Annotated in this window: 23 protein-coding genes and 2 pseudogenes; 8 read left to right on the plus strand and 17 right to left on the minus strand. The window is 72.5% G+C overall.

Annotated features, from left to right (window positions below):
- Positions 1–129 precede the first annotated feature (129 nt).
- The 3 genes from OHA55_RS05475 to OHA55_RS05485 form a co-directional block, all read right to left on the minus strand.
- Positions 130–1,446: a CdaR family transcriptional regulator gene (locus OHA55_RS05475; RefSeq protein ID WP_266703320.1), complete on the minus strand. Its 1,317-nt coding sequence runs from the start codon at positions 1,444–1,446 to the stop codon at positions 130–132.
- Positions 1,447–1,751: 305 nt separating this feature from the next.
- A complete protein-coding gene (locus tag OHA55_RS05480) occupies positions 1,752–2,282 on the minus strand; it encodes an SMI1/KNR4 family protein (protein WP_266703322.1) in 531 nt (176 codons plus the stop codon).
- 27 nt (positions 2,283–2,309) lie between these two features.
- Complete coding sequence (locus OHA55_RS05485; protein WP_266703324.1) at positions 2,310–5,090, minus strand: LuxR family transcriptional regulator; 2,781 nt, start codon at positions 5,088–5,090, stop codon at positions 2,310–2,312.
- 160 nt (positions 5,091–5,250) lie between these two features.
- On the opposite strand from OHA55_RS05485, the gene OHA55_RS05490 reads away from it, so the two are divergent.
- Entirely contained in the window at positions 5,251–6,048 is a 798-nt protein-coding gene (locus OHA55_RS05490) for an alpha/beta fold hydrolase (protein ID WP_266703325.1), read from the plus strand.
- Positions 6,049–6,273: 225 nt separating this feature from the next.
- Positions 6,274–6,609: a lysine transporter LysE gene (locus tag OHA55_RS05495; protein WP_266703326.1), complete on the plus strand. Its 336-nt coding sequence runs from the start codon at positions 6,274–6,276 to the stop codon at positions 6,607–6,609.
- 140 nt (positions 6,610–6,749) lie between these two features.
- Here the strand turns inward: OHA55_RS05495 and OHA55_RS05500 are convergent, their stop codons facing one another.
- Complete coding sequence (locus tag OHA55_RS05500; protein ID WP_266703327.1) at positions 6,750–7,313, minus strand: GIY-YIG nuclease family protein; 564 nt, start codon at positions 7,311–7,313, stop codon at positions 6,750–6,752.
- Positions 7,314–7,579: 266 nt separating this feature from the next.
- Between OHA55_RS05500 and OHA55_RS05505 the strand changes: the two genes are divergently transcribed.
- Complete coding sequence (locus OHA55_RS05505) at positions 7,580–8,014, plus strand: hypothetical protein (protein ID WP_266703328.1); 435 nt, start codon at positions 7,580–7,582, stop codon at positions 8,012–8,014.
- A 93-nt stretch (positions 8,015–8,107) separates the two neighbouring features.
- Here the strand turns inward: OHA55_RS05505 and OHA55_RS05510 are convergent, their stop codons facing one another.
- The 3 genes and pseudogenes from OHA55_RS05510 to OHA55_RS05520 form a co-directional block, all read right to left on the minus strand.
- Positions 8,108–8,512 (minus strand): NUDIX hydrolase, encoded by a 405-nt coding sequence (locus tag OHA55_RS05510; protein ID WP_266703329.1) that lies wholly within the window; start codon positions 8,510–8,512, stop codon positions 8,108–8,110.
- Between the two features lie 48 nt (positions 8,513–8,560).
- Positions 8,561–9,475: an FAD-dependent oxidoreductase gene (locus OHA55_RS05515; RefSeq protein WP_266703330.1), complete on the minus strand. Its 915-nt coding sequence runs from the start codon at positions 9,473–9,475 to the stop codon at positions 8,561–8,563.
- A 4-nt stretch (positions 9,476–9,479) separates the two neighbouring features.
- Positions 9,480–9,761, minus strand: a pseudogene (locus OHA55_RS05520) (isochorismatase family protein); the annotation flags it as partial.
- A 398-nt stretch (positions 9,762–10,159) separates the two neighbouring features.
- On the opposite strand from OHA55_RS05520, the gene OHA55_RS05525 reads away from it, so the two are divergent.
- Positions 10,160–11,098: a restriction endonuclease gene (locus tag OHA55_RS05525; protein WP_266703331.1), complete on the plus strand. Its 939-nt coding sequence runs from the start codon at positions 10,160–10,162 to the stop codon at positions 11,096–11,098.
- Here OHA55_RS05525 and OHA55_RS05530 read toward each other — a convergent pair.
- Positions 11,081–11,470: a creatininase family protein gene (locus OHA55_RS05530; RefSeq protein ID WP_266703332.1), complete on the minus strand. Its 390-nt coding sequence runs from the start codon at positions 11,468–11,470 to the stop codon at positions 11,081–11,083. The genes OHA55_RS05525 and OHA55_RS05530 overlap by 18 nt on opposite strands.
- On the opposite strand from OHA55_RS05530, the pseudogene OHA55_RS05535 reads away from it, so the two are divergent.
- Positions 11,438–12,072: pseudogene (locus tag OHA55_RS05535) on the plus strand (transposase); the annotation flags it as partial. The gene OHA55_RS05530 and the pseudogene OHA55_RS05535 overlap by 33 nt on opposite strands.
- Positions 12,073–12,240: 168 nt before the next feature.
- Here the strand turns inward: OHA55_RS05535 and OHA55_RS05540 are convergent.
- The 9 genes from OHA55_RS05540 to hisD all read right to left on the minus strand — a co-directional run bounded on the left by OHA55_RS05540 (position 12,241) and on the right by hisD (position 19,245).
- The gene (locus OHA55_RS05540; RefSeq protein WP_266703333.1) at positions 12,241–13,173 is read right to left on the minus strand and encodes a dienelactone hydrolase family protein; all 933 of its coding nucleotides are present in this window, start codon (positions 13,171–13,173) and stop codon (positions 12,241–12,243) included.
- A 245-nt stretch (positions 13,174–13,418) separates the two neighbouring features.
- Positions 13,419–14,174, minus strand: coding sequence for an imidazole glycerol phosphate synthase subunit HisF (gene hisF / locus OHA55_RS05545; RefSeq protein WP_266703334.1), 756 nt, complete (start codon positions 14,172–14,174; stop codon positions 13,419–13,421).
- Positions 14,171–14,614, minus strand: coding sequence for a RidA family protein (locus tag OHA55_RS05550; protein WP_266703335.1), 444 nt, complete (start codon positions 14,612–14,614; stop codon positions 14,171–14,173). Before OHA55_RS05550 ends, hisF begins: the two co-directional genes overlap by 4 nt.
- On the minus strand, positions 14,611–15,336 hold the full coding sequence (gene priA, locus OHA55_RS05555; RefSeq protein ID WP_266703336.1) for a bifunctional 1-(5-phosphoribosyl)-5-((5-phosphoribosylamino)methylideneamino)imidazole-4-carboxamide isomerase/phosphoribosylanthranilate isomerase PriA: 726 nt from the start codon (positions 15,334–15,336) through the stop codon (positions 14,611–14,613). Before priA ends, OHA55_RS05550 begins: the two co-directional genes overlap by 4 nt.
- Positions 15,336–15,977 carry an imidazole glycerol phosphate synthase subunit HisH gene (gene hisH, locus OHA55_RS05560; protein WP_266703337.1) on the minus strand — a complete coding sequence of 214 codons (642 nt, stop codon included), beginning with the start codon at positions 15,975–15,977 and terminating at the stop codon, positions 15,336–15,338. The genes priA and hisH overlap by 1 nt, the downstream gene beginning before the upstream one ends.
- A gap of 16 nt (positions 15,978–15,993) precedes the next feature.
- Positions 15,994–16,161, minus strand: coding sequence for a hypothetical protein (locus OHA55_RS05565; protein ID WP_266703338.1), 168 nt, complete (start codon positions 16,159–16,161; stop codon positions 15,994–15,996).
- Complete coding sequence (hisB, locus tag OHA55_RS05570) at positions 16,158–16,760, minus strand: imidazoleglycerol-phosphate dehydratase HisB (RefSeq protein ID WP_266710430.1); 603 nt, start codon at positions 16,758–16,760, stop codon at positions 16,158–16,160. The genes OHA55_RS05565 and hisB overlap by 4 nt, the downstream gene beginning before the upstream one ends.
- A gap of 14 nt (positions 16,761–16,774) precedes the next feature.
- Positions 16,775–17,872 (minus strand): histidinol-phosphate transaminase, encoded by a 1,098-nt coding sequence (locus tag OHA55_RS05575; RefSeq protein ID WP_266710431.1) that lies wholly within the window; start codon positions 17,870–17,872, stop codon positions 16,775–16,777.
- Positions 17,873–17,913: 41 nt separating this feature from the next.
- The gene (hisD, locus tag OHA55_RS05580; RefSeq protein WP_266703339.1) at positions 17,914–19,245 is read right to left on the minus strand and encodes a histidinol dehydrogenase; all 1,332 of its coding nucleotides are present in this window, start codon (positions 19,243–19,245) and stop codon (positions 17,914–17,916) included.
- 148 nt (positions 19,246–19,393) lie between these two features.
- Here hisD and OHA55_RS05585 point away from each other — a divergent pair, with 148 nt between their 5' ends.
- The 3 genes from OHA55_RS05585 (at position 19,394) to OHA55_RS05595 (ending at position 23,141) form a co-directional block, all read left to right on the plus strand.
- Positions 19,394–21,007 carry an oxidoreductase gene (locus tag OHA55_RS05585; protein WP_266703340.1) on the plus strand — a complete coding sequence of 538 codons (1,614 nt, stop codon included), beginning with the start codon at positions 19,394–19,396 and terminating at the stop codon, positions 21,005–21,007.
- A gap of 221 nt (positions 21,008–21,228) precedes the next feature.
- On the plus strand, positions 21,229–22,389 hold the full coding sequence (locus tag OHA55_RS05590) for a hypothetical protein (RefSeq protein ID WP_266703341.1): 1,161 nt from the start codon (positions 21,229–21,231) through the stop codon (positions 22,387–22,389).
- Positions 22,390–22,394: 5 nt separating this feature from the next.
- Entirely contained in the window at positions 22,395–23,141 is a 747-nt protein-coding gene (locus OHA55_RS05595) for an LON peptidase substrate-binding domain-containing protein (protein ID WP_266703342.1), read from the plus strand.
- Positions 23,142–23,193: the final 52 nt, after the last annotated feature.

A 23,193-nucleotide genomic window follows, 5' to 3' on the forward strand; every position in this document is an offset into this window, starting at 1 on the left:
CACCAGAGCGTCCGCCCGGCGTACAGGGCACGGGCGTTCGGGGATGCGCCGGTACAGGAACCGGGCCCGCACCTTGTGTGCCGTCACACCCTTACCCCCTCACTCGCCTTCCTCATGCGGTGGTTGATGTCAGCCGCCGAGCAACCGCCGCGCCGCCAGCGCCAGGCAGACCTCCACCGCGTCCGCCGGGCGGGTCAGGCAGCGCCCGGAGAGCTGCTCGAACCGCCGCAGCCGGTTCAGCACGGTGTTGCGGTGGCAGTAGAGCCGCGCCCCGGCCCGCTGGGCCGAACCGTCGGCCTCGAGCCAGGCGGTGAGCGTCTCGATGAGGACGTCCCGGTCGGCGGGGTCGATGCCGTCGAGGGGCCCGAGCACCCGGTCGGCGAGCGCGTTCCCGAGGGCGGGCGAGGAGACGACCAGCGCGGTCGGCAGGTGTTCGTCGAGCAGGACGACCCCGCCGGAGGCCGGGCAGGCCCGCAGGGCCGTCCCGGCGAGCCGCCGGGCCTCGCCGAGCGCGGCGAGCCCCTCGACCGCGGAGCCGACCCCGACGCCCGTACCGGCCGGGACGGTCATACCGGCGGCGAGGCGGGCGAGTTCGTCTCCCGTGCCCGGTTTCTCCGCGCACCCCCCGGACGTATCCGCGGCCGCGGATTCCAGGGCCACGATGGCGAGTTCGGTGTCGGCGTCGGTGTGCCAGAGCGCGACGACTCCGTCCGGCAGGGCCACGGGCGGGGCGGTGGCGGCGTGCGGGGCGCGCCGGTCTGTACGTACGGCGAGGACCGCGTACCGGCCGTCCTCCGGAAGCCCCAGCGTCGTCGCGGCGTCGGGCAGGTCGGCGATGCGGGCGGTGCCGTCCAACAGGGCTGCGGTCATGAGGCGTTGACGGTTCTCCCGGCGCCAGTCGATGCGCCGTTCCGCCTGCCGGTAGGCGTCGGTGAGGACTCCGCAGTGCTCGTCGACGAAGTTCCACACGTCGGCGGCGACATGGACGAGGAGGCGTACGTCCTCGGGATCGCGGCGGGCCGTCTCGTCCACGAGGCCCTGCCAGACCATCGCGCCGCCGAGGCGGAACGCGTGCAGGACGGCGTCGAGCGGTACGCCCTGCTCGGCCCTGATCTCGCCGATCCAGCGGGTGGTGCGGTGGGCGGCCTCGCGGAACTCACGGGGCTGGATGAGCGAGCCGACGTTGTGGCGCAGCGAGTGGTGGACCTCCTGCCAGATGTCGGCGCGGGTGGACTCGATCGCCGCGCGGTAGCCGGGCTCCTGTTCGTACAACACCTCGACCAGCCGTTCCGTCAGCTCGGGCAGCTCTTCGAGCAGCACCCGGGCCGAGCGGTGCAGCACCTCGACCGCCTCCCGGTCGGCCAGCGAGCGGAAGCGCTGGGGCAGCGGCGTCACGGGGGGCGTCGCGCGCAGCGCCCTGATCCGAGGACGTACGACCTGTGGCATGGGGGCCTCCACCGGGAATCGGCCGGGCCGTTGGGCGCCGGCCCGGGCACCCGGCCCGGCAGGGGCACGAGCGCAACCGAACGATCCTGACGCCCGCAGAATGGCATACCGGCCAGTCGGTACCTAGGGGTGTGCGTGGTTCTTATCATCACGGTCCGGCAACCTGCCGGACACATTCGGCCACGGAGGCGGGCGGGGCGCGAGGGGCCGGGCAGGACGGACGGGGCTGACAGGGCGGGCCCGCGTCGGGACGGGTCCGCGTCGGGGAAGACCGGAGGCCCCTCGGAGCTCCGCGCCCAAGGTTCCTACGAAAGGCCGGGTTCGCCCGTCTCCGCGAATCGGACCACGGCTCCGCGAAGGAGATCGAGGAACTCCGGCAGGTCGTCCGCGACCCTGTCGAACTCCTCCGCGTCCAGGGAGGCGGTCCGCGTCCGGTGGATCGCGCCGCCCCAGTCGGCAACGAACAGATGGCCTCCTCCGTCCGAGCCGATCACCATGCCGTGCGGGTCGTCGGCCTCCGGCACGAAGACGGCGCCTTCCTCCGAGAGCCGGCGCAGAACATCACGCGCCGTGTGGATGAAGTAGCCGTTGCCCACGTCCGCAAGGGCGACCTCGCCGATGGATTCGTAGAACGTCAGCAAATCATCGAACACCAGTGGCTCCCGGGCCAGGTCGCGGGCAGCGCGGCGCTCGTCCTCGTCGGCGACGCGGACCCGGTTGTCACCCTGCCCGAAGCCGTGCGTCTCCTCGAAGGCCAGGAGCATCACGCCCACCACGTCCGTGATCTCCTGCCGCCATCGCGCGAGCCAAGCAGCCGAGTAGGGCGGTCGGTCCATGGCCGGATCTTCCCACTCCCGCCGCTCTCAAGGCCAACGGCCCATCACCCGGGCCAGTTCGGTGCGGGAGCGGACCCCGAGGAGGGCGAAGATGTTGCGCAGATGGTGGTCGACCGTGCGAGGGCTGACCGAAAGCCGCCGGGCGATCTCCCGGTTGGTGGCGCCCTCCGCGACGCAGTGGGCGATGCGCTGCTGCTGGGGGGTGAGCCCGGCCGCCGGCCCGGTGTCGGCCGCCGGGGCGTCCACCGCCTCGCCCGCGGCGCGCAGTTCACCGGCCGCCCGGTCCACCCAGGCGCGGGCGGAACAACGTTCAAAACCGACCAGGGCGTCACGGAGCGGGCCGCGGGCCTCCCTGGTACGCCGCCGCCTGCGCAGCCACTGACCGTAGAGGAGTTGGGTGCGGGCGCGCTCGAAGTCGCCGCCGGCCCGGTCGTGATGGGCGAGGGCTTCCGTGTACCGGGCCTCGGCCTCCTCTGCGGGGGCCAGCAGCGCGCGGCAGCGGGCGAGTTGGGCGGGGGCGTGCGGGTCGGTGGTGCGGCTGGTCCAGATCTCGAACTCACGTACGGCGTCTTGAAGTTCGGCGGCCCATTCGGTGGACCGGCCGCCGAGTACGGCGGCTTCGACGTAGCACGGCAGGGCGAGCATCCGGATGCCGAAGTGGCCGTGGCGCGGGCCGGGGCGCACCAGGGGGGCGAGCCGCGCCGCCGCCTCTTCGGCGCGTCCCGCCGCGAGGCCGGCGCGGGCGATCGCCCAGGTGGCGAGGGTGGCGGCCTGGGCGAGACCGTGCGGCCCCGCCCCGGCCAGCGCGGCGTCCGCGTGCGCGGCACAGGCCTCGGCGGGCCCTTCCACCGAGGCGGTGAGCGCGAGCACCGCGTGCAGATGGGTGGTGGAGTTGGACTGCCCGGTACGGCGGGCAGCGTGCAGGCCCTCCAGTGCGTGCGCCCGCGCCCTGGCGTGCCGGCCGGCCCGCAGTTCGGCGTAGGCGAGCTGTTCCAGGGCGTGCGCGAGGAGGACCTCGGGGCCCTTGCTCCGTACGGCGGCGAGCGCGCGGGCCCCGGCCCGGCAGGCGCTCTCGGCCTCGCCGACCACCAGTGCGCAGGCGCCCGCCCGCAGCAGCGCCGGAGGGTCCTCGTCGGCCTCGGCGGCGCGCAGGCACTGCGCCAGCAGCGCGTGGCCCTCGGCCATGCGTCCCGCGAACACCGCCCGTACGCCCCCGAGATAGGGAGCGACGGCCGGGTCGTGCGGGCGGGCGGGGACCCGGTCGAGGGCGGCGAGGTAGGCGATGGCGTCGCCGCTCACCCAGGCGGCCTCGGCCGCGGCGAGCAGGGCGGTGAGGGCGCGCGCCGGATCGTGGGGCGCGAGCCCGGCCGCGGCGGCGAGGAGCGTCTCGCGGGCGTCGGTGGCCGGGCCGTCGCGCAGGGCGAGCATCCCGCGGGTGAACCGGGTGAGCCCGTCCGCCGGTACGGGCCGGGACGCGGCACCGCCCGGGGCGTCGGCGACCCGGGCGAGCAGGGCCCGGGCGCGGCCGGTGTCGCCGGCGAGGCGGGCGTGTTCGGCGGCCCCGGCGAACCGGGCGGCCCGGTCCGCCTCGTCCGTGGAGAGCAGGGCGGCGCGGGTGAGGGCGGCCGAGCGTTCGGCGTGCGGCCGTGGTGCGGTGGCCGCCCGCTCCAGCGCGCTCGCGAGGGCGGCGTCCGGAGCCGGGGCGGCGCAGGCACGCTGCACCAGGGCGGGCAGCGGATGCGCGGAGGCCCGGCCGAGCAGGGCGGCGAGCAGTTCGTGGGCGGCCCGCCGGTGCACGGGCGGGGCGTGCCGCAGTACCGCGCGGCCCAGCAGGGGATGGCTGAAATGGACGCGGCTGCCGGTGCGTTCGAGGACTCCGGGGATGCCGCCGGGCCCGAAGAGCGCGCGGTCGAGGAGGCCGGCGCCGAGTCCGGCCCGGTTGCCGGCCCGCAGCAGCAGCCCGGCGTCGGCGCCGGTGCCCTGCGGCTCGTGCTCCTGGGCGGCGGCGGCCAGCAGCAACAGGTCACGGGTCTCCGCGGGGAGGCCGTCGAGCTGGGCGGCGTGGGCGTCGAGCACGCTCTCGCCGCCGGGCAGCGGGAACGGCAGCACCGTGCGGCCGGCCAGCTGGTCCGCGGTGAGGTGCCCCGCGAGCCCGGCGAGCAGCCGCGGGTTGCCCGCCGCCTCCCGCAGCAGCTCGCCGCGGACCACCGGGTCGATGTCGGGGGCCTTGCCGGTGCAGCGCTCCAGCAGGCAGGCCGCCGCCTCGTCGTCGAGCGGGCCGAGGCGCAGCGCGGGCAGTCCGGCGAAGCTGGTCTCGTCGGCCGAGGCGATCAGCACGGCGACCCGGCTGCCCGCACCCAGCCGGCGGGCCGCGAAGCCGAGGACCTCCCGGGACCGGGGGTCCCAGGCGTGCGCGTCGTCCACGCAGACCAGTACCGGCCGGTCGGCGCCGGTCTCCCGCAGCAGGGCGAGCAGCGCGTCGGGGCCGATGCCGGAGCGCAGCACCCGCCCGGGCGGTACGGGGAGCGGGCCGGGGGCCGCGCAGAGCAGCGCGTGCAGCCCGCTGTGCGGGATGCGGCGCTCGGCCGGGACGGCCGTCACGTGCAGCACGGGTCCCCGGTTGCGGGCGCGGTGCGTTCCGGCCGCCGCGTCCAGCAGGGCGCTGCGGCCGAGGCCGGGCGGCGCGGTCACCACGAGCGCACCGCCGTCGCCCTGCGCGAGGCGGTCCAAGAGGGTTTCCAGTATGGCGAGTTCACCGCTGCGGCCGTACAGCCGGAGCGGACTGTGCACGGTCGTCGAGGGAGTCACACCCGCACGTTACTTCCGCGTAAACGGGGCCGGAAGACGCGCGTCCGCTCCGTCCGTCCGAACGGCCGGGTGCGGTGCGCCCTCCCAGGAGGGCGGCCTCGTGGCTGTGCGCGCGCACAGATTCCGGCGCGCCTGCGGGCCATCGGCATACGTTCGTGCCATGACGACCCCACCGGACACCGGACACCCCGCCGAGCTGCGCACCGAGGACGGACTGACCCTGCGGTACTGGTCCTGGTCCCGCGACCCCGCCCCGGCCCTGCCCCCCGTGGTGCTGCTGCACGGGTTCGCCGCGCACGCCCGGCTGAACTGGGAGGGCCCTGGTGTGGTGGAGGCCCTTCTCGCGGCCGGCCGCCGGGTGTTCGCCCTGGACGCCCGGGGCCACGGCGTCTCCGATCGGCCGCACGACGAGTCCTTCTACGGCGAGGAGTTGATGGCGGCCGACGTCCAGCACCTGGCCGACCGGCTGTCCATGGACGCGTACCACCTCGCCGGGTACTCCATGGGCGCGGTCGTCGCGCTGCTGGCGGCGGCCGCCGACTCCCGGGTCACCCGGCTGGTGGTCGGGGGCGTCGGCGCGGGTGTGGTGGAGGTCGGCGGCCTGGACACCCGGGCGATGCCGCCCGAGCTGGTGTCGGCCGCGCTGACCGCGGACGACCTGGCGACCGTCCCCGAACAGGCGCGCGGCTTCCGCGCGTTGGCCGACGCCACCGGGTCCGACCGGTACGCGCTGGCCGCCCAGATACGCGCGGCGTTCCGGGGGCCGGTGCCACTGGGCCGGATCGCGGTGCCCACGCTCGTACTCGCCGGGGAGGCGGACCCGCTCGCCGTACGCCCCGAGGTGCTGGCGGGCGCGATACGGGGCGCCCGGGTCACGGTGCTCCCCGGCGACCACCTCACGGTGGTGCGCGAGCCGGGGTTCGCCGCCGCGATCACGGAGTTCCTGGCGGCGGGGTGAGAGCCGAACCCGATCCACGGGTGCGCGACGGCAGCCCCGGCACCGCGTTCCAGGTCGCAGGACCCGCGGGCCGATTCCCGGCAAGCCCTCGGGCGGCGTCCGCGCCGGCCGCCCTCAGTGGTCCCGCCCACGTCCCCCGAGGACCGAGCAACCATTCCGGCTCGGTGGAGGTCCTCCGTACCAGGCCCTGACCGGGGCCGTCGGACGCGAGGCTGGAGCGACGTGGTGGGGGTCCGCAGAGTGGCGAAGGGCGTGGGTGACTTCCTGGTCGACACGGCGGGGGAAGCCGTCGCCGACGCGGTCCTCAGCGCGCTCGCCTGCGCCCTGCTCGGCGGCCTGGCTCTGATCGCCTACCTGAGCTGGTCCTTCAGCCCGCGCCTGACCATCGCGGGGGCCGGACTGATCAGCCTCTTCCTCGCGCACGGCGCCTGGAAGACCTTCCGCACCTCCGCGAGCGGGCTCCGTCGGGGCCTCGCCGTCCTGACCACCGCCGGCTTCGCCCTCGCCGCTTCGACGGCCGTTTTCCTGCTGCTCTACACCCCGGGCTGCGGCTGCCTCTGAGGGCGTTCGCCTCCATGCGCCCGACCAGCGCGACCGGTACGCCGAAGGGGCGGTGGCTCAGCGGACGAGGTGACCGGCTGCCCGCCGGGCGCCCTCGGCCTCGGAGATCCGCGGGGCGCCGAACAGCTCCTCGGCCGTGGTCATCCGGTTTCCACTCCTTCCGCGGGCCGGGGACCCGCGCTCTCCCGGTACCGAGCCCGCGCCTCCTCGACCGCTTCCCGGACGCTCCCGCGCGCGGCGCCCCGGACGTTGAGGGGCGGCCTCCACCGGACGATCAGCTCGTCCTCCACCGCACCCGGACCTGGGTGCACGGCCCAGGTGAGCGAGAGGTGGCCGCTCATCCACTCCGTGAGCCGTCGCTCGTCCTCCGGCACCAGGACCACCCGGTCGGTCCAGGTAGTGCGGTAGCCCTCGGTGGCCATCAGCAGCCCCGCCAGGGTCCGCCGCAGGGTCGAACTCCCGGAGCGCCGGAAATGGTTGGCGCCGATACGGCTCCGCAGGCGAGTGGCCTTGCCGAGGTAGAGCAGCCGCCGCCCGGGGTCCTCGGAGTTCGAAGGTCCCGGGAACGAAGGCAGCACGTCCGGCGGCGCCCACCAGGCGTACAGGCCTGCGGAGTTCGGCGCGGCCTCCGCTGCCCCGGGCAGCGACCGCGGCGCGGTGGAAAGCGACTCGATGGCCCGCCGCACGTCTTCCCGCTCCGTCATGGCCGCAGGATAGGGGACGGCGCACGGTGCGGGCCCTGGATTCCCCGGACCGTACCCGAGGGCTCCCCGGGAACCCGGAGGGAGCGTATGGCAGAGTGGCCTGGCTGTCGCAAGGGAACCACGCCCGCGAACGCCCGGACGGACGGGCGGGGGATGCGGAGGACCGGCGGCGGCGCGGGGGCCGTGGACAACTCCCGGCCGCTCGGGCCGCGGACACCCCCCGGCCCCTGCCCCACCTTCCGCACCACCCCTTCCAGGAGTACGTCATGAACGCCAAGCGCCACCGCCTGCTGCTCGCCGCCGTCACCCCGCTGCTCGCGCCCGGGGAGCGGGTCGAGGTGGCGACCATCGTGAACCTGAGGACGGTCTCGGTCCGCAGGACGGCGGCCTTCGCGGTGGCCTCGGCGGTCCTCAGCGCGGGCGCGATGACCGTGATCCCCGTACCGGTGCCCATGTACCTGGTCATGACCGACCGTCACTTCTTCGTCTTCAGGGCCAACCCGAACATCGCCCGGACCGGAGAGCACCTGATGACGTTCGCGCGGGCGGGTCTCGTCCGTACCGAGGTCAAGGAGCGCGTGCTCAACTCGTCCTTCGTCGTCTCTTCGCCCGACACCGAGCAGGGGATGCGGATCGTCTTCCCGCTGGTCGGCCGGAAGGACCGGAACGCGATAGCCGCAGCCGTGCCGGTGGCGGGCTGACCTGGACGCCCGGCCTCCGCACGGGAACGGCACCGGAGCAGGCGCCGTGCCCCCACCACGCTTGGCGTTTCAAGGGAGCAGGCTCGGCAGGGCTCACGCCAGCAGAACAGCGTCGAGATAGCGCTGCACCGGCTCGAACAGCCCGTACGGCACGTACTGAGAAATCTCACCGAGCGTGACCCAGACCGTGTCGGCCACTTCACCAGCGCTCGCAACGGTCGCCTCGCCCCCGACAGGCCGACATGCGACGTAGTGAATCTCCCGGCCCGTCAGAGGGTGCACTCTGCATCCCAGCGACTTCTGTGGGGCCACCCGTAGTCCGGTCTCTTCTTGAGTCTCACGTACGGCGGCTTCTTGTGGTGTTTCGCCGGGTTCGATCTTTCCCGCCGGGAACTGCCACGAGAGGGCGCCTTCCGTCACGCGTCGTTGCACGAGCAGAACACACGCGCCCCGAGCGACGACGGCAGCAGCGACCGCCACTTCTGCCTTACTGGTCACAGGGGTTCCCCCTCCAAGGGCCATCCCTTGGCGCACAACACCGCGGCCTCACCCCTTGATAGGCAAGTTCCTGGCCGCGTAGTAGGCGTGCAGTGCCGCTTCGCTGCCGGAGCCCAGGGCGGTCATGATCCGTTGGAAGCGGGCGGAGCGGAGGTCGCCGGCCACGATGAGGCGGGGGTGCTGGTCAGTGGGCGGGCAGTAGCCGTCCGTGCCGCGGGTCAGGTCTCCGGGTGGGGCGGTGGGGGCGCTTCCCAGGCTGAGGAAGGCCGCGTCCGCCGTGATCGTCCGGTGGGTACCGTCCTGCTCCACTGCCTCGGCCGACAGCTGGGCACCTTCCCCACCGTGCAGCGTCAGGTGATCGACGGGGAGGAGCGTGACCCGTGGGTCGTCGCGGATCTCGTCGATCTTGTACGCGTCGGTCGCCGGGTACGCCACGAGGAGGCGCGTGTCCGTGGTCGGGTGGGCGCGCAGGAAGGTGCCGATCGGGCGGTCGCCGCCGAGGACGAGGAGGGTCCGGCCTTGGGCGTCGTCGGCGTCGGCCTGCCAGAGCGCGGGCAGGGTCAGGCCGGCGGGGGCGGTGATCCAGGTCGCGTCGCTGGGTTGGAGAGGGCCGACGCCCGTGGCGACGATGGCGTACGGGGCGGTGAGGGAGGCGCCCGTGTCCAACGTGGCGGCCACCTGGTCGTCGTCGGCGTGAAGGTCGGTGACGTAACGACCGACTGCGAGGCGGCACAGCTCCGTGCCCTTCAGCTCGGCGACGATGGCGTCGGCCAGCTCGGGGCCGCCGGTGTAGCCGCCGAGGACGTTGTTCAGGGCCGGGATCCGGTACAGGTTCCGGCACAGCCGGTCCGGCTCGACCAGGACCGAGCGCATGCCGACGCTGGCGGCCATGCGTGCGGCGGCGCATCCGGCGGGTCCGCCGCCGATGATGATCAGGTCGGTGTCGTACAGCGTGTCGCCCATGGGGCTATTCCAGCACCGGGGCCCCTGCGTACGCGGCGAGTTGGCCGGCCACGTGGTCCGTGGTGACAAGTTGGCCGGTTCCGATCAGGCGCCGGGCGACGACGAGGCCGGCGGCGTGTACGTCGGGGCCGGCGTCGCTGGCGCAGGCGTCGGTGACGATCCAGGGTGCGTAGCCGTGTTCGAAGGCGTCGGCCGCGGACTTCAGGACGCAGCTCTCGGTAGCGATCCCGCAGAAGACGAGGTCGGTCCAGCCGCCCTCGCTGACCAGTTCGGCTGCCTGGGGGGTGAAGAGCGTGTAGCCGGAAAGCGTGTTGGGGGCAACCCCTCACGAGTTCGAACTCGTATCCTCCACCGCTGCTCTCACCGGGCACGATGTCGAAGGGCCCTACCGCTTGCGGTGAGGCCCTTCGACATTGAGGAATGCACTCGCCACGGTCATCGCCGATCCGACGCCTGCTGCTCGCGCTGCGAAGATGATCCCTGCGCTAGCCACCGGCGGCTGCCATCACCTGCCACCGCCCCATGTCGAGCCGAGAGGCACCACCCGTGGATTCGGGTGCCATCTGTCCGACCGCTCCACGGATGCGAGGCGCTCAGTCACCCCACGAGACGGCGCAGCGCCAAGTAGCATCATCTGACCGATATGACGGGTCATCAAGCACATCAGGGTCATAGGGGTGAAAGGTGGCAGTCAAGCCCGTGTCCATGAAGCCAATCAGTCCGGCTGCGTACGGTGCGCTGGGGGCCGCCCTCAAGCACATTTTCTGGTACAAGAACGACCTGGAGGGGTTCATCCGCCGGTGGGCGAAGGGCCACCCGGAACTGGTTACCGGGATCAACTTCTCCGGGTACAAGTGGCAAACGGCCGAGGACTTCGTAGATCGTCTCCATGCAGATGAGACGCGCTATACGGAGCTTGCTCTACGGCTCATGGTTGAAGTCTCGGAGATGACCAGCTTCCCCAAGCTGCGGCGACTACCGGACGCCGACGCACTCATTGCTGAGGCGCGGGAAGCCGTTTTCGAGCTGAAAAAGTGCATCGACCGCCACCGCGGCCTGATCGCTGACGATGCCAAGTTCGCCAATGACCTCGCGGCTCACCAAGCGGTCACGGACAGCCGGCGCAGCTTCTCCGAGCGGCTGAGCGAGCTGAAGAGCGAGTTCCTGCGCCTTGAGGCAGAACCCAACCGCCAGAAGGCCGGACGCGAGTTCGAGCCCTTCCTCAACCGACTGTTCCGCCTGTTCGACCTGGACCCAAGGCTGTCCTACAACCTGCCCTACGAGCAGATCGATGGATCCATCACATACGACACTGACGTCTATGTCGTAGAAGCGAAGTGGCTCAAGGAACCGGTCGAGGTCCACTACCTCGGTAGCTTTGTCGAGAAGGTGCGGCACAAGACCACGAACACGCTCGGGCTGTACATCAGCGTCCATGGCTTTACCAAGGGTGCCAGGGAGCGCTACGCCGACGGCACCTGCTTCATCACGATGGAGGGAGTGGACCTCTTCGTAGTACTGGATGGCCACATCACTCTCGACGAACTTCTCAGCCGCAAGAAGAGACATGCCAACGACACCGGAAGCTGCTACTTCCCTGCGTCACTAATCCTGAGCGAATAGCCGGCGCACGAGAGATCGACGACGCCGAGCAGAGGACTGCGTCAGTGGGTGAGAAACCCAAGCGTGGGGGAGGCCGTAGAGCTTCCCCCCACGTACTCGATGTCTCTCGCAGCTCGTGTTCCCACCGCGTCGGCACCGCAACGAGAACGTCACCCGCACATCGCGACTCCTGCGCGGCACGACCTGCACGGCGTTCCGCGCCGCAACGTGTGCGGCCATGGGGGCGGCGAATCTCTCGGCAATGACGGGGTCGGTGTTGAGTAACAGATGGGGACCGTGCAGTTCCAGCGGCCCGACCGGCAGGCAGATGGCCGACCGCTCGTCCACGTCCGCAGCGACTTGCGGGCCAATGAGCTTCCTGCGAGATGCCAACTCCCCTCATGCAGTGGTGTTTTAGGGCTCTCGGCACTGGTCATCGAAGATGTGGCGGATGACGGCCAGGTAGTCCGGGTGATCGCCCGGACCCGTGATGTTCCGGTGCCCTGCCCGGTGTGCGGGGTACCGACGGTCACGTCCGGACAGTGGCGGATGTGCCTGTCGACGGTCGGCAGGTCGTGGCCCGCGTCCGGGTGCGACACCTGGGCTGCCGGCGACAGACCTTCCGCGAGCAAGTCCCTGGGCTGATCGAGCGCCTTCAGCGCCGCACCACGCGCCTGACCAGCCAGGTCTCGGAGGTGACAAGGAGTTATGCGGCCGGCCGGCTCCCCGTCTCACCCGGTCCTGGCCGCGCCCCTCTCCTACGCCACCGCGCTGCGCCTGCTGCGGCGCATCCCCTCCCGACGGTGCGCGCCCCACGGGTGATCGGGGTCGACGATTCCGCCCTGCGCCGCCGCCACCGTTACGCCACGATCCTCATCGACGCCGAGACCGAGGAGCGCGTCGATGTTCTGTCCAACCGCGAGGCAGCTACGTTGGAGGCATGGCTGCGCACGAAGAAGGGGGCAGAGGTCGTGTGCCGGGACGGCTCGGCCACCCGAGGACGTGCAGGGGCTGCGGATCGTCTTCCCCCTGTCGGCCGCAAGGACCGGAACGCGATAGCCGCCGCTCTGCCGGTGGCCCCCTGAGCCCGGGTGCCCGCGACCCGCGAGCACGAGGGGCCGGACCGCCGCGTACGGCGGTCCGGCCCCGGTGCCCCCGGCGGTCTACGAGGTGTGCGGGCAGGTGCCCCGGTACTCGGCGATGGTCAGGCTCGCCGAGGGGATCGGGCAGAGGAACTGCTCGTACCGGGTGTCGTTGTCGATGAAGCGCTTCAGCCACGAGACGCTGTACTTCGCGATCGTCGTGTTCGACGAGTTCGGGGTGAAGTGGGTGGCCCCGCGCAGCTCCAGGTAGGCCTTGTCGAGTGTGCTGGGCAGCGAGTTGTAGAACGGCTTGGAGTGGGTGAGCACCGGGGCGACGGTGTCGCCGTCCGCGCCGATCACCAGGGTGGGCGTGCGTACCTCGGGCCAGGTGGTGTCGGTGTTCCAGCCGGTGAGCGGGATCGCCGCCTTGAGCGAGGTGCGGCTCTTCGCGGCCTCCAGGGTGCCGCCGCCGCCCATGGAGTGGCCCATCACGCCGAGGCGGGAGGAGTCGATGCGGGTGCGCACCGAGCTGCGCTCCGTGAGGTAGTCGAGGGCGGCCAGGAGCTGGCGGCCCCGGCTGTCGGGCTGGTCCAGGGTGGTGTTGGTGTCGATGGTGAAGACCACGAAGCCCTGGGAGGCGAGGCGCGGGCCGAGCCACGCGATGCTCGACTGGTAGGCGGTGAATCCGGGCGCGATGACGACCGCACCGAAGGTGCCGTCCGCCGTGGAGGTCGGGTAGTAGATCGTGCCGCCGCCGAAGCCGGTGACGCCGAGCGAGGAGACGGAGGTCTGCGAGGTGGCGTAGGAGCCGCGCAGCGCCTCGATGCTGGAGGTGGTGGGGGCGGGGCCGCGCTCGTAGGGGTTGGTGGCGGCCTGCGCCCCGGCGGGGCTGAACGCGGTGAGCAGGCCGGCGGTGACCGCCGCCGCTGCGAACAGGCCCTTGACGGCCCGGAGTCGGCTCGTGCGGGTCCGGTGGTGCGGAGCGGTTTCGCCGGGGGTGAGGAGCTGCTGCACGGGGGGTCCTCTCGGTGGGGGGCGTACCCCGCCGGGCGTCTCCCGGTGGCCGTCGTCCGGGGCTCCGGGGCGCTCCGCGTGGTACCGCCGCGTCGTTCGCTGGCGTTGCCCACCCTGGCGCCGCTCCCCGGCGTCACGCATCGGCGATATCGCCGGTCACCCGCGCAATGCCGCCCGCGCTCGTGCACGCCGAAGGGGCGGGTGAAGAACGACGCGCGTTCCTCACCCGCCCCTCGGCGGAGCCCTCAGCGGACCGGGTGTCCGGCTTCCCGCAGGGCGCCCTTGACCTCGGAGATCCGCAGGTCGCCGAAGTGGAAGACGGAGGCGGCGAGGACCGCGTCGGCCCCGGCGTCCACGGCGGGCGCGAAGTCGGCGAGCCGGCCGGCGCCTCCGGAGGCGATGACAGGGACGGTGACGTGGGCGCGTACCGCCTTGATCATCTCGGTGTCGTAGCCGTCCTTGGTGCCGTCGGCGTCCATCGAGTTGAGCAGGATCTCGCCCGCGCCCAGCTCGGCTGCCCGGTGCGCCCACTCGACCGCGTCGATGCCGGTGCCCTTGCGACCGCCGTGCGTGGTGACCTCGAAGGTGCCCTCCGGGGTGCGGCGGGCGTCGACGGAGAGCACGAGGACCTGGCTGCCGAAGCGTTCGGCGATCTCGCGGATCAGCTCCGGGCGGGCGATGGCGGCGGTGTTGACGCCGACCTTGTCCGCACCGGCGCGCAGCAGCTTGTCGACGTCCTCGGGGGTACGGACGCCGCCGCCGACGGTGAGCGGGATGAAGACCTGCTCGGCGGTGCGGCGGACCACGTCGTACGTGGTCTCCCGGTCACCGCTGGAGGCGGTGATGTCCAGGAAGGTCAGCTCGTCGGCGCCCTCGGCGTCGTACAGCTTGGCCATCTCGACGGGGTCGCCCGCGTCGCGCAGGTTCTGGAAGTTGACGCCCTTGACGACCCGGCCCTTGTCGACGTCCAGGCAGGGGATCACGCGTACGGCGAGGCTCATCGGTCGCCTCCGCGGAAGGCCTCGACCTCGACCTCGACGACCAGGCTGGGGTCGACGAAGCCGGAGACGATGAGCATCGTGGCGACCGGACGCACGTCGTCGAAGAGCTCCTTGTGGGCGCGGCCCACCTCGTCGACGTCCCGGGCGTGCGTGAGGTACATGCGGGTACGGACGACGTCCTCGCGGCCGAGGCCGGCCTGCGCCAGGGCCGCGAAGGCGACCTCGAAGGAGGTGACGGCCTGCTCGTACGGGGAGCCGGCCGAGATCTCGCCCTTGACGACGGAGGTGCAGCCGGCCACCAGGACGAGGCCGCCGGGGAGTTCGACGGCACGGGCGTAGCCGAACCTCTCCTCCCAGGGGGCCCCGGACTGGATCCGGCGCACGCCGGAGGCCGGGGAAGCCGCCGGAGCTCCGGCGGCAGCGGGTGCGGAGTCCGTCATGCGGCGACCGCCTTGAGCGCCTCTTCCAGGGTGAACGCCTTGGCGTAGAGCGCCTTGCCGACGATCGCGCCCTCGACGCCTTCCGGCACCAGCAGGGAGATCGCGCGCAGGTCGTCCAGCGAGGAGACGCCGCCGGAGGCGACGACCGGGCGGTCGGTGGCGGCGCAGACGTCGCGGAGCAGGCCGAGGTTGGGGCCCTCCAGCGTGCCGTCCTTGGCGATGTCGGTGACGACGTAGCGGGCGCAGCCCTCGGAGTCGAGGCGGGCGAGCGTCTCGTAGAGGTCGCCGCCGTCGCGGGTCCAGCCGCGGCCGCGCAGGGTGGTGCCGCGGACGTCGAGGCCGACCGCGATCTTGTCGCCGTACTGGGCGATGACCTTGGCGACCCACTCGGGGGTCTCCAGGGCGGCGGTGCCGAGGTTGACGCGGCGGCAGCCGGTGGCGAGCGCGGCCTCCAGCGAGGCGTCGTCGCGGATGCCTCCGGAGAGCTCGACCTTGATGTCCATGGCGCCGGCGACCTCGGCGATCAGGGCGCGGTTGTCGCCGGTGCCGAAGGCGGCGTCGAGGTCGACGAGGTGGAGCCACTCGGCGCCGGAGGACTGCCAGGCGAGGGCCGCCTCCAGCGGGGAGCCGTAGGAGGTCTCGGAACCGGACTCGCCGTGCACGAGGCGGACGGCCTGTCCGTCGCGGACGTCGACGGCGGGAAGGAGTTCAAGCTTCTGCATTACAGCGTCTCGATCCAGTTGGTCAGCAGCTCGGCACCGGCGTCGCCGGACTTCTCGGGGTGGAACTGGGTGGCCCACAGCGCGCCGTTCTCCACGGCCGCCACGAACCGCTCTCCGTGCGTGGCCCAGGTGACGCGGGGGGCGCGGATGTTGGCGTTGGTGACTTCGAGGGTCCAGTCGTGCGCCGCGTAGGAGTGCACGAAGTAGTACCGGGCCTCGGGGTCGAGTCCGGCGAACAGCTTGCTGTCCTCGGGTGCCTCGACGGTGTTCCAGCCCATGTGCGGGACGACGTCCGCCTTGAGCGGGCCGACGGTGCCGGGCCACTCGTCCAGGCCCTCGGTCTCCACGCCGTGCTCGATGCCCCGCTCGAAGAGGACCTGCATCCCGACGCAGATCCCCATCACGGGGCGGCCGCCGGAGAGCCGGCGGCCGATGATCCAGTCGCCGCGGGCGGCCTTGAGGCCGCCCATGCAGGCGGAGAAGGCGCCGACGCCGGGGACCAGGAGTCCCTCGGCGTTCATCGCCTTGTCGTAGTCACGCGTTATCTCGACGTCCGCGCCGACCCGGGCGAGCGCCCGCTCGGCGGAGCGGACGTTGCCGAAGCCGTAGTCGAAGACGACGACCTTCTTCTTGTCGCTCATCTCTGCTCCCAGCCCCTCAGTCCCAGAGTCCCTGGATGCGCAGCACCCCTGCCACCAGGCACAGCGCGGACGCGATGCAGAGCAGCACGACGACGCCCTTGGGCATCCCCTGCTTGGCGAAGGAGTAGACGCCGCCGGCCAGGAAGAGGCCGACGACGATCAGGATGGTGTTGAGGCCGGTCACAGGGCGCCCTTCGTGGAAGGCAGGATTCCGGCCGCGCGCGGGTCGCGCTCGCTGGCGTAACGCAGGGCCCGGGCGAGGGCCTTGAACTGGCACTCCACGATGTGGTGGGCGTTGCGGCCGTACGGGACGTGGACGTGCAGGGCGATCTGGGCCTGCGCGACGAAGGACTCCAGGATGTGCCGGGTCATCGTGGTGTCGTACTCGCCGATCATCGGCGCCATCTTCTCCGGCTCGGTGTGCACCAGGTACGGGCGGCCGGAGAGGTCGACGGTGACCTGGGCGAGCGACTCGTCCAGCGGGACGGTGCAGTTGCCGAAGCGGTAGATGCCGACCTTGTCTCCGAGCGCCTGCTTGAAGGCGGCGCCGAGCGCGAGGGCGGTGTCCTCGATGGTGTGGTGCGAGTCGATGTGCAGGTCGCCCTCGGTCTTGACCGTGAGGTCGAAGAGGCCGTGGCGGCCGAGCTGGTCGAGCATGTGGTCGTAGAAGCCGACGCCGGTGGCGACGTCGACCTTCCCGCTGCCGTCGAGGTTGATCTCGACGAGTACGGAGGTTTCCTTGGTGGTGCGCTCCACGCGGCCCACCCGGCTCTCGCCCGTCATGCGGCTCTCGCCCGTCATGCGTCGTGCTCCTTCTTGATTTCGCGAACCGCATCGAGGAACGCGTCGTTCTCTGCCGGGGTCCCCGCGGTGACCCGAAGCCATCCCGGTACGCCGTTGTCCCGGACCAGGACGCCCCGGTCGAGGATCGCCCGCCAGACGGCGTGGCTGTCCGCGAAGCGGCCGAACTGGACGAAGTTGGCGTCCGACTCGGTGACCTCGTAGTCCATGGCCCGGAGTTCGGCGACGATCCGGTCCCGCTCGCTCTTGAGCCGCTCGACGTATCCGAGGAGCGTATCGGTGTGCTCCAGGGCGGCCAGCGCGGTGGCCTGGGTGACGGAGGACAGGTGGTACGGCAGGCGTACCAGCTGGACGGCGTCGACCACGGCTGCGTCGGCGGCGAGGTAGCCCAGGCGCAGCCCGGCGGCGCCGAACGCCTTGGACATGGTGCGGGAGAGCACCATGTTCGGCCGGCCCTCGATCAGCGGGAGCAGCGAGGGGCGGTGGCTGAACTCTCCGTACGCCTCGTCGACGACGACGAGGGACGGCCGGGCCGCCTGCGCCGCGTCGTAGAGCGCGCGGACGGTCCCGGCGTCGACGGCGGTGCCGGTGGGGTTGTTCGGAGAGGTGATGAAGACGACGTTGGGGCGGTGTTCGGCGATGGCCCTCTTCGCCGCCTCCACGTCGATGGTGAAGTCCTCGTTGCGCGGGCCGGAGATCCAGCCGGTGCCGGTGCCGCGCGCGATGAGGGCGTGCATCGAGTACGAGGGTTCGAAGCCGATGGCGGTGCGGCCGGGGCCGCCGAACGCCTGCATCAGCTGCTGGATGACCTCGTTGGAGCCGTTGGCCGCCCAGACCTGGGCGGTGGTGACCTCGTGGCCGGCGGTGCGGCTGAGGTAACCGGCGAGTCCGGTACGGAGCTCGACGGCGTCCCGGTCCGGGTAGCGGTTGAGCTCGCGGGCGGCCTCGCGGACGCGTTCGGCGATCCGGTCGACGAGGGCGTCGGGCAGCGGGTAGGGGTTCTCGTTGGTGTTCAGCCGGACGGGTACGTCGAGCTGGGGGGCACCGTACGGGGACTGGCCGCGCAGCTCTTCCCGGATGGGGAGGTCGTCCATGCGGACGGGGCCGCCGTTCACCGTGGTGGTGTTGTCGTCCTTCACGCCTGCGGAACCTTCCAGCCGAACCGTGCCTTGAGCGCCGCGCCGTGGGCGGGGAGGTCCTCCGCCTCGGCGAGGGTCACCACGTGGTGGGTGACCTCGGCCAGTGCGTCGCGGGTGTAGTCGACGATGTGGATGCCGCGCAGGAAGGACTGCACGGAGAGACCCGAGGAGTGGCAGGCGCAACCACCGGTGGGCAGTACGTGGTTGGAGCCGGCGCAGTAGTCGCCGAGGGAGACCGGCGACCAGGGGCCGACGAAGATCGCGCCGGCGTTGCGGACGCGGTCGGCGACGGCGGCGGCGTCGGCGGTCTGGATCTCCAGGTGCTCGGCGCCGTACGCGTCGACCACCTTCAGCCCGTCCGCGAGGTCGCGGACGAGGACGATCGCGGACTGCCGGCCGGCGAGCGCGGGCGCGATGCGGTCGCTGACGTGCTTGGAGGCGGCGACCTGGGGGGCGAGTTCGGCCTCGGTGGCGGCGGCGAGTTCCTCGGAGTCGGTGACGAGGACGGCGGCGGCCATCGGGTCGTGCTCGGCCTGGCTGATGAGGTCGGCGGCGATGTGCACCGGGTCGGCGGTGGAGTCGGCGAGGATCGCGATCTCGGTGGGCCCGGCCTCGGCGTCGATGCCGATGCGGCCCTTGAGGAGGCGCTTGGCGGCGGCGACGTAGATGTTGCCGGGGCCCGTGACGAGGTTCACGGGGCGGCAGCCGTCCTCGCCTTCGGTGCCGTAGGCGAAGAGGGCGATGGCCTGGGCGCCGCCGGCGGCGTACACCTCGTCCACGCCGAGCAGGGCGCAGGCGGCCAGGATGGTGGGGTGCGGCAGGCCGCCGAACTCCTTCTGCGGCGGGGAGGACACGGCGATGCCCTCGACGCCGGCCTCCTGGGCCGGGACGACGTTCATGACGACGGAGGACGGGTAGACCGAGCGTCCGCCGGGGACGTAGAGGCCGACCCGCTCGACGGGCACCCACTTCTCGGTGACCGTGCCGCCGGGCACGACCTGGGTGGTGTGGGTGGTGCGGCGCTGCTCGCGGTGGACGAGGCGGGCGCGGCGGATCGACTCCTCCAGCGCGGCGCGTACGGCGGGGTCGAGCTCCGCCAGCGCGTCGGCGAGGGCCGCGACCGGGACCCGGAGCGATTCGGGCCGTACGCCGTCGAATTTCTCTCCCCACTCGATCACCGCTGCCGAGCCACGATGGCGTACGTCCTCGCAGATGGGCCGCACCGTCTCCAGGGCGGCTTCCACGTCGAACTCGGCACGGGGCAGCAGGTCGCGCAAGGGGGCGCCCTCGGGGAGGACGTCGCCGCGCAGATCGATTCGAGAGATCACACCCCCAATTCTCTCAGACCGCCCGAGCCGTCCGGTCGGCCGTATCAGTGGCTGATACATATCTCCGTCACCCTGTGTGGCTTTTTCCGTTCATACGGTCACACAGGGGGAAGAACGGCAGTAGGGCGTGTGCACAGGGAGGTCGGGAGTGACGGAGCCGCACGAGAGCGACATCCCGGAAGGACTCAGCGCCGCGGAGCTGGGCATGTGGCAGTCCTTCCGGAACGGGACCACCTTCGATCTGCGCACCCACGATCCCGAACGCGACGATCCGTTCGGCCCGCACCTGTGGGGGCCGGGGCGGAGCGTCGGTGCCCGGGTCGTGGCGAGGCTGCTGCTGAGCGGGCCGCCGGCCAGGCCGGGACGGGTGGCGGCGCTGAAACTCCGGGGTGTACGCGTCACGGGCAAGCTGGATCTGGCCGGCGGCCGGGTCTCGCCGTACGTCGAGCTGACCGGGTGCCGGTTCGAGCAGGAGGTGATGTTCCCCGAGTGCCACTTCACGACGCTGCGGATGGTCGGCTGCGCGATGCCCCGGCTGGAGGCGGCCCGGCTGCGGACCGAGGGCGATCTCCATCTGCCGCGTTGCCGGGTCGACCGGGGCGTGCGGCTGACGGACGCCCAGATCGGCACGGACCTGCTGATCAACCAGATCAGCGTCGGCTGCGACCGGCGGGGCCGGGCGATCGCGGCCGACGGGCTGACCGTGGCGCAGGACCTCCAGGCGGAGATGATCGAGACGTACGGCGAAGTGAGCCTGCGCGGGGCGACGGTGGGCGGTTCGCTCAGTCTGCGCGGTAGCCGGCTGCGGGCGGCGGAGGGCCGCAAGGCCCTGAACGCACCGCAGTTGAGGGTGGAGCGGACGCTCTATCTGACCGAGGCGTGGGTGAGCACCGAGACGGGGAACCAGGGCACCACTCCCCCGTACGGCATCGTGCACGGCCCGACCTCGGACCTGACGCCCGCCCGCGGTTCGCGCTCGCAGATCTTCGAATGCCGGGGCGGGGTCCGGCTCGACGACGGGCGGTTCGGGGACGTGCTGGACCTGCATCTGGCGCGGTTCGTGCTGGAACCGCAGGAGGAGCTGTCGCTGCGCCGGATCGTCGTGCCGGAGCTGCGGTTCAGCCTGGAGCGCCCCGAGGAGGGCCGGGTCGTGCTGAACGGCGCCAAGGTCGTCACCCTGATCGACCTGTCGAGCAGCTGGCCGGGCCCCGGCGGGCTCGCGATGGGCGGGTTCGTCTACGAGAACCTCGTCCCGTACGGCCACTTCCCGCTCTCCCGGAGGCTGGAGTGGGTGCTCGCGGCCACCCCGGAGTACGTCCCCGAGCCGTACGAGCGGCTGGCGACCGTACTGCGCAACTGCGGCGAGGACGCGGACGCCCGGGAGGTGCTGCTCGCCAAGCAGCGCCGGCGCCGGGAGACCCTGCCGATCGCCGGGAAGCTGTGGGGGTTCCTCCAGGACTGGACGGTGGCGTACGGCTACCGGCCGGGGCGCGCGGCGGTGTGGATGGCCGTGCTCTGGGCGGCGAGCACCCTTGCCTTCTCCCGGCACCATCCGGCGTCGATCAAGGGGGACGAGCACCCGGAGTGGAATCCGGCGCTGTACGCGCTCGATCTGCTGGTCCCGGTGATCGGTCTCGGCCAGGACGGCTACTGGCGGATGACGGGCGGCTGGCAGTGGGGCGCCGCCGGACTGGTGCTGGTGGGGTGGGTTCTGGCCACCACCGTGGCCGCCGGGGCCTCCCGGCTGCTGAGCCGGGGGTGAGGGCGGTGAGGTGAGAACGGCTCCCGATACCGCCTCCGGCACCGGGAGCCGGAGGCAGGGCGGCCCTGCGCCCGGCTCCCGTAGGGGGCGAATTCCAGCCAACCCTGTTCACGTCCTTTGCTCACTCTTGGCCTTTTCGGGGGCAACCCCTCCGGATCCACCAGTGTTGCCACGAAAGCTTCACAGCAGACCCCTGGCGCCGCTCCCACCAGCGCTTTTCAATGGTCCGCACCATGCCCTCGCTTCGCGCTCTGCTCCGTACCGCGCGCAGGGTCCGGCACAGCCCCGGGCTGACCGCCGGACTTCCCCCGGCCGACGCGGTCATGCTCGACGCCCCCGACGACCGGCTCTCCCCCGCGCTGGTCGCCGCTGCCGACGGCGCCTACGGGCCTGCGGCCAAACTCCTCGCCACCACCCGCGACACCGCCGACTGGGAACTGCGCGACCGCTACCTCGGCCGGCTGGTCGTCTTCGCCCGCAGCCGGGACGGCTGGCTGGACGACTGGCTGTCCGCCGCCCCCGGAGACCCGGACGCGCTGCTCGTACGGGCCGGGCTCGCCGCGCGCCGGGCGTGGGAGTCGCCCGCGACGGCGGAGCGGCTGCGCGAGGTCGCCCCGCTGATCGCCGAGGCCGCCGAGGCCGACCCGCGCGATCCGGTTCCCTGGCACCTCGCCCTGGACCAGGCGCGGGGCACCCGTGCCACGCACACCGTGTTCGAGTCGGTGTGGGAGGAGGCGGTCCGGCGCTCCCCGCACCACTACGGCTGCCACGTGGCGGCCCTGCGCTACCTCTCCGCGTCCCCGCGCGGATCGCACCGCGCCTGCTTCGACTTCGCCGAGCGGGCCGCCGAGGACGCCGCCCCGGACTCCCTCGTGCAGGGGCTGCCGGTGCGCGCCGCCGCCGCGCTGCTGCTCGACCCCCGGGCCGCGGGCCGGGCCGCCCCGGTGCCGGAGCGGCGCGTCGACGAAGCCGCCGACCTGGCGATCGGCCTCTTCGCCGGGTACGGCGCCGGCGACCCGTGGCCCGCCGAGATCCGCAACCTGCTGGCTTACGTCCTGGTGGTGCGGGGCCGCTGGAGCGAAGCGCTGGAGCAGTTCCGGCTGATCGGGCCGTACGCCCAGTCGTTCCCGTGGGCGCAGTCCCCCTCACCGTCCCTCCCGGAGTCCCTCCCGCAGTCCCCGCCCCGTCCCGTCCCCTCGTCCCGTCCGTACGCGTCGCCGAGGCCGCTCCCCGCGTCGGGGCCGGTCGCGTGGTCGTCGGTGGCCGAGGACGCCCTGGCCCGCTTCCTGGACGCCAGGGACGCGGCCCGGCTCCAGGTGGCCTCGGCGACCCCGCTGTGGAACCGGGCCGCCCACGGCCGGGCCCTCGGCCATTACGCTTGAGCGTTGTGACCACAGCGCACCTGCCCCTCTTCCCGCTCGACGCGGTTCTGTTCCCCGGCCTCGTGCTGCCGTTGAACGTCTTCGAGGAGCGATATCGCGCCATGATGCGCGAACTGCTGAAGACCGACGACGACGAACCCCGCCGCTTCGTGGTGGTGGCCGTCCGGGACGGCCGGGAGACCGCGGTGACCGGCACCGGGATGCCCTCGGGCGCGGCGGTCCCGGTGGACCTCGCGCCCGCCGACGGCTTCGGCGCCGACCCGATCCAGTCCTTCCACCGTGTCGGCTGCGTGGCGGACGCCGCCAAGATCCGGGAGCGCTCCGACGGCACCTTCGAGGTGCTCGCCACCGGCACCACCCGGGTCCGGCTGCTCTCGGTGGACGCGAGCGGCCCGTATCTGACCGCCGAGGTGGAGCACCTCCCCGAGGACGAGGAGGCGGGCGAGGCCCGGACCCTCGCCGAGGGCGTGATGCGGGCCTTCCGCACGTACCAGAAGCGGCTGGCCGGGGCGAGCGAGCGGTCGCTGACCACGGGCGGCGACCTGCCGGACGAGCCGTCCGTCGTCTCCTACCTGGTGGCCGCGGCCACCGTGCTGGACGTGGGCACGAAGCAGCGGCTGCTGCAGGCCCCGGACACCGCGACCCGGCTGCGGGAGGAGCTCGGTCTGCTCCGCAAGGAGACGGCGGTCATCCGCCATCTCCCGTCGCTGCCCGCCGTGGAGCTCACCCGCGCCCCCACGCACCTGAACTGAACCGACCCCGGTACCGATTCCGATCCCCACCCGAACAAGGCGAGGCCCTCCG

This window comes from Streptomyces sp. NBC_00102 (assembly GCF_026343115.1).
Classification (GTDB): domain Bacteria; phylum Actinomycetota; class Actinomycetes; order Streptomycetales; family Streptomycetaceae; genus Streptomyces.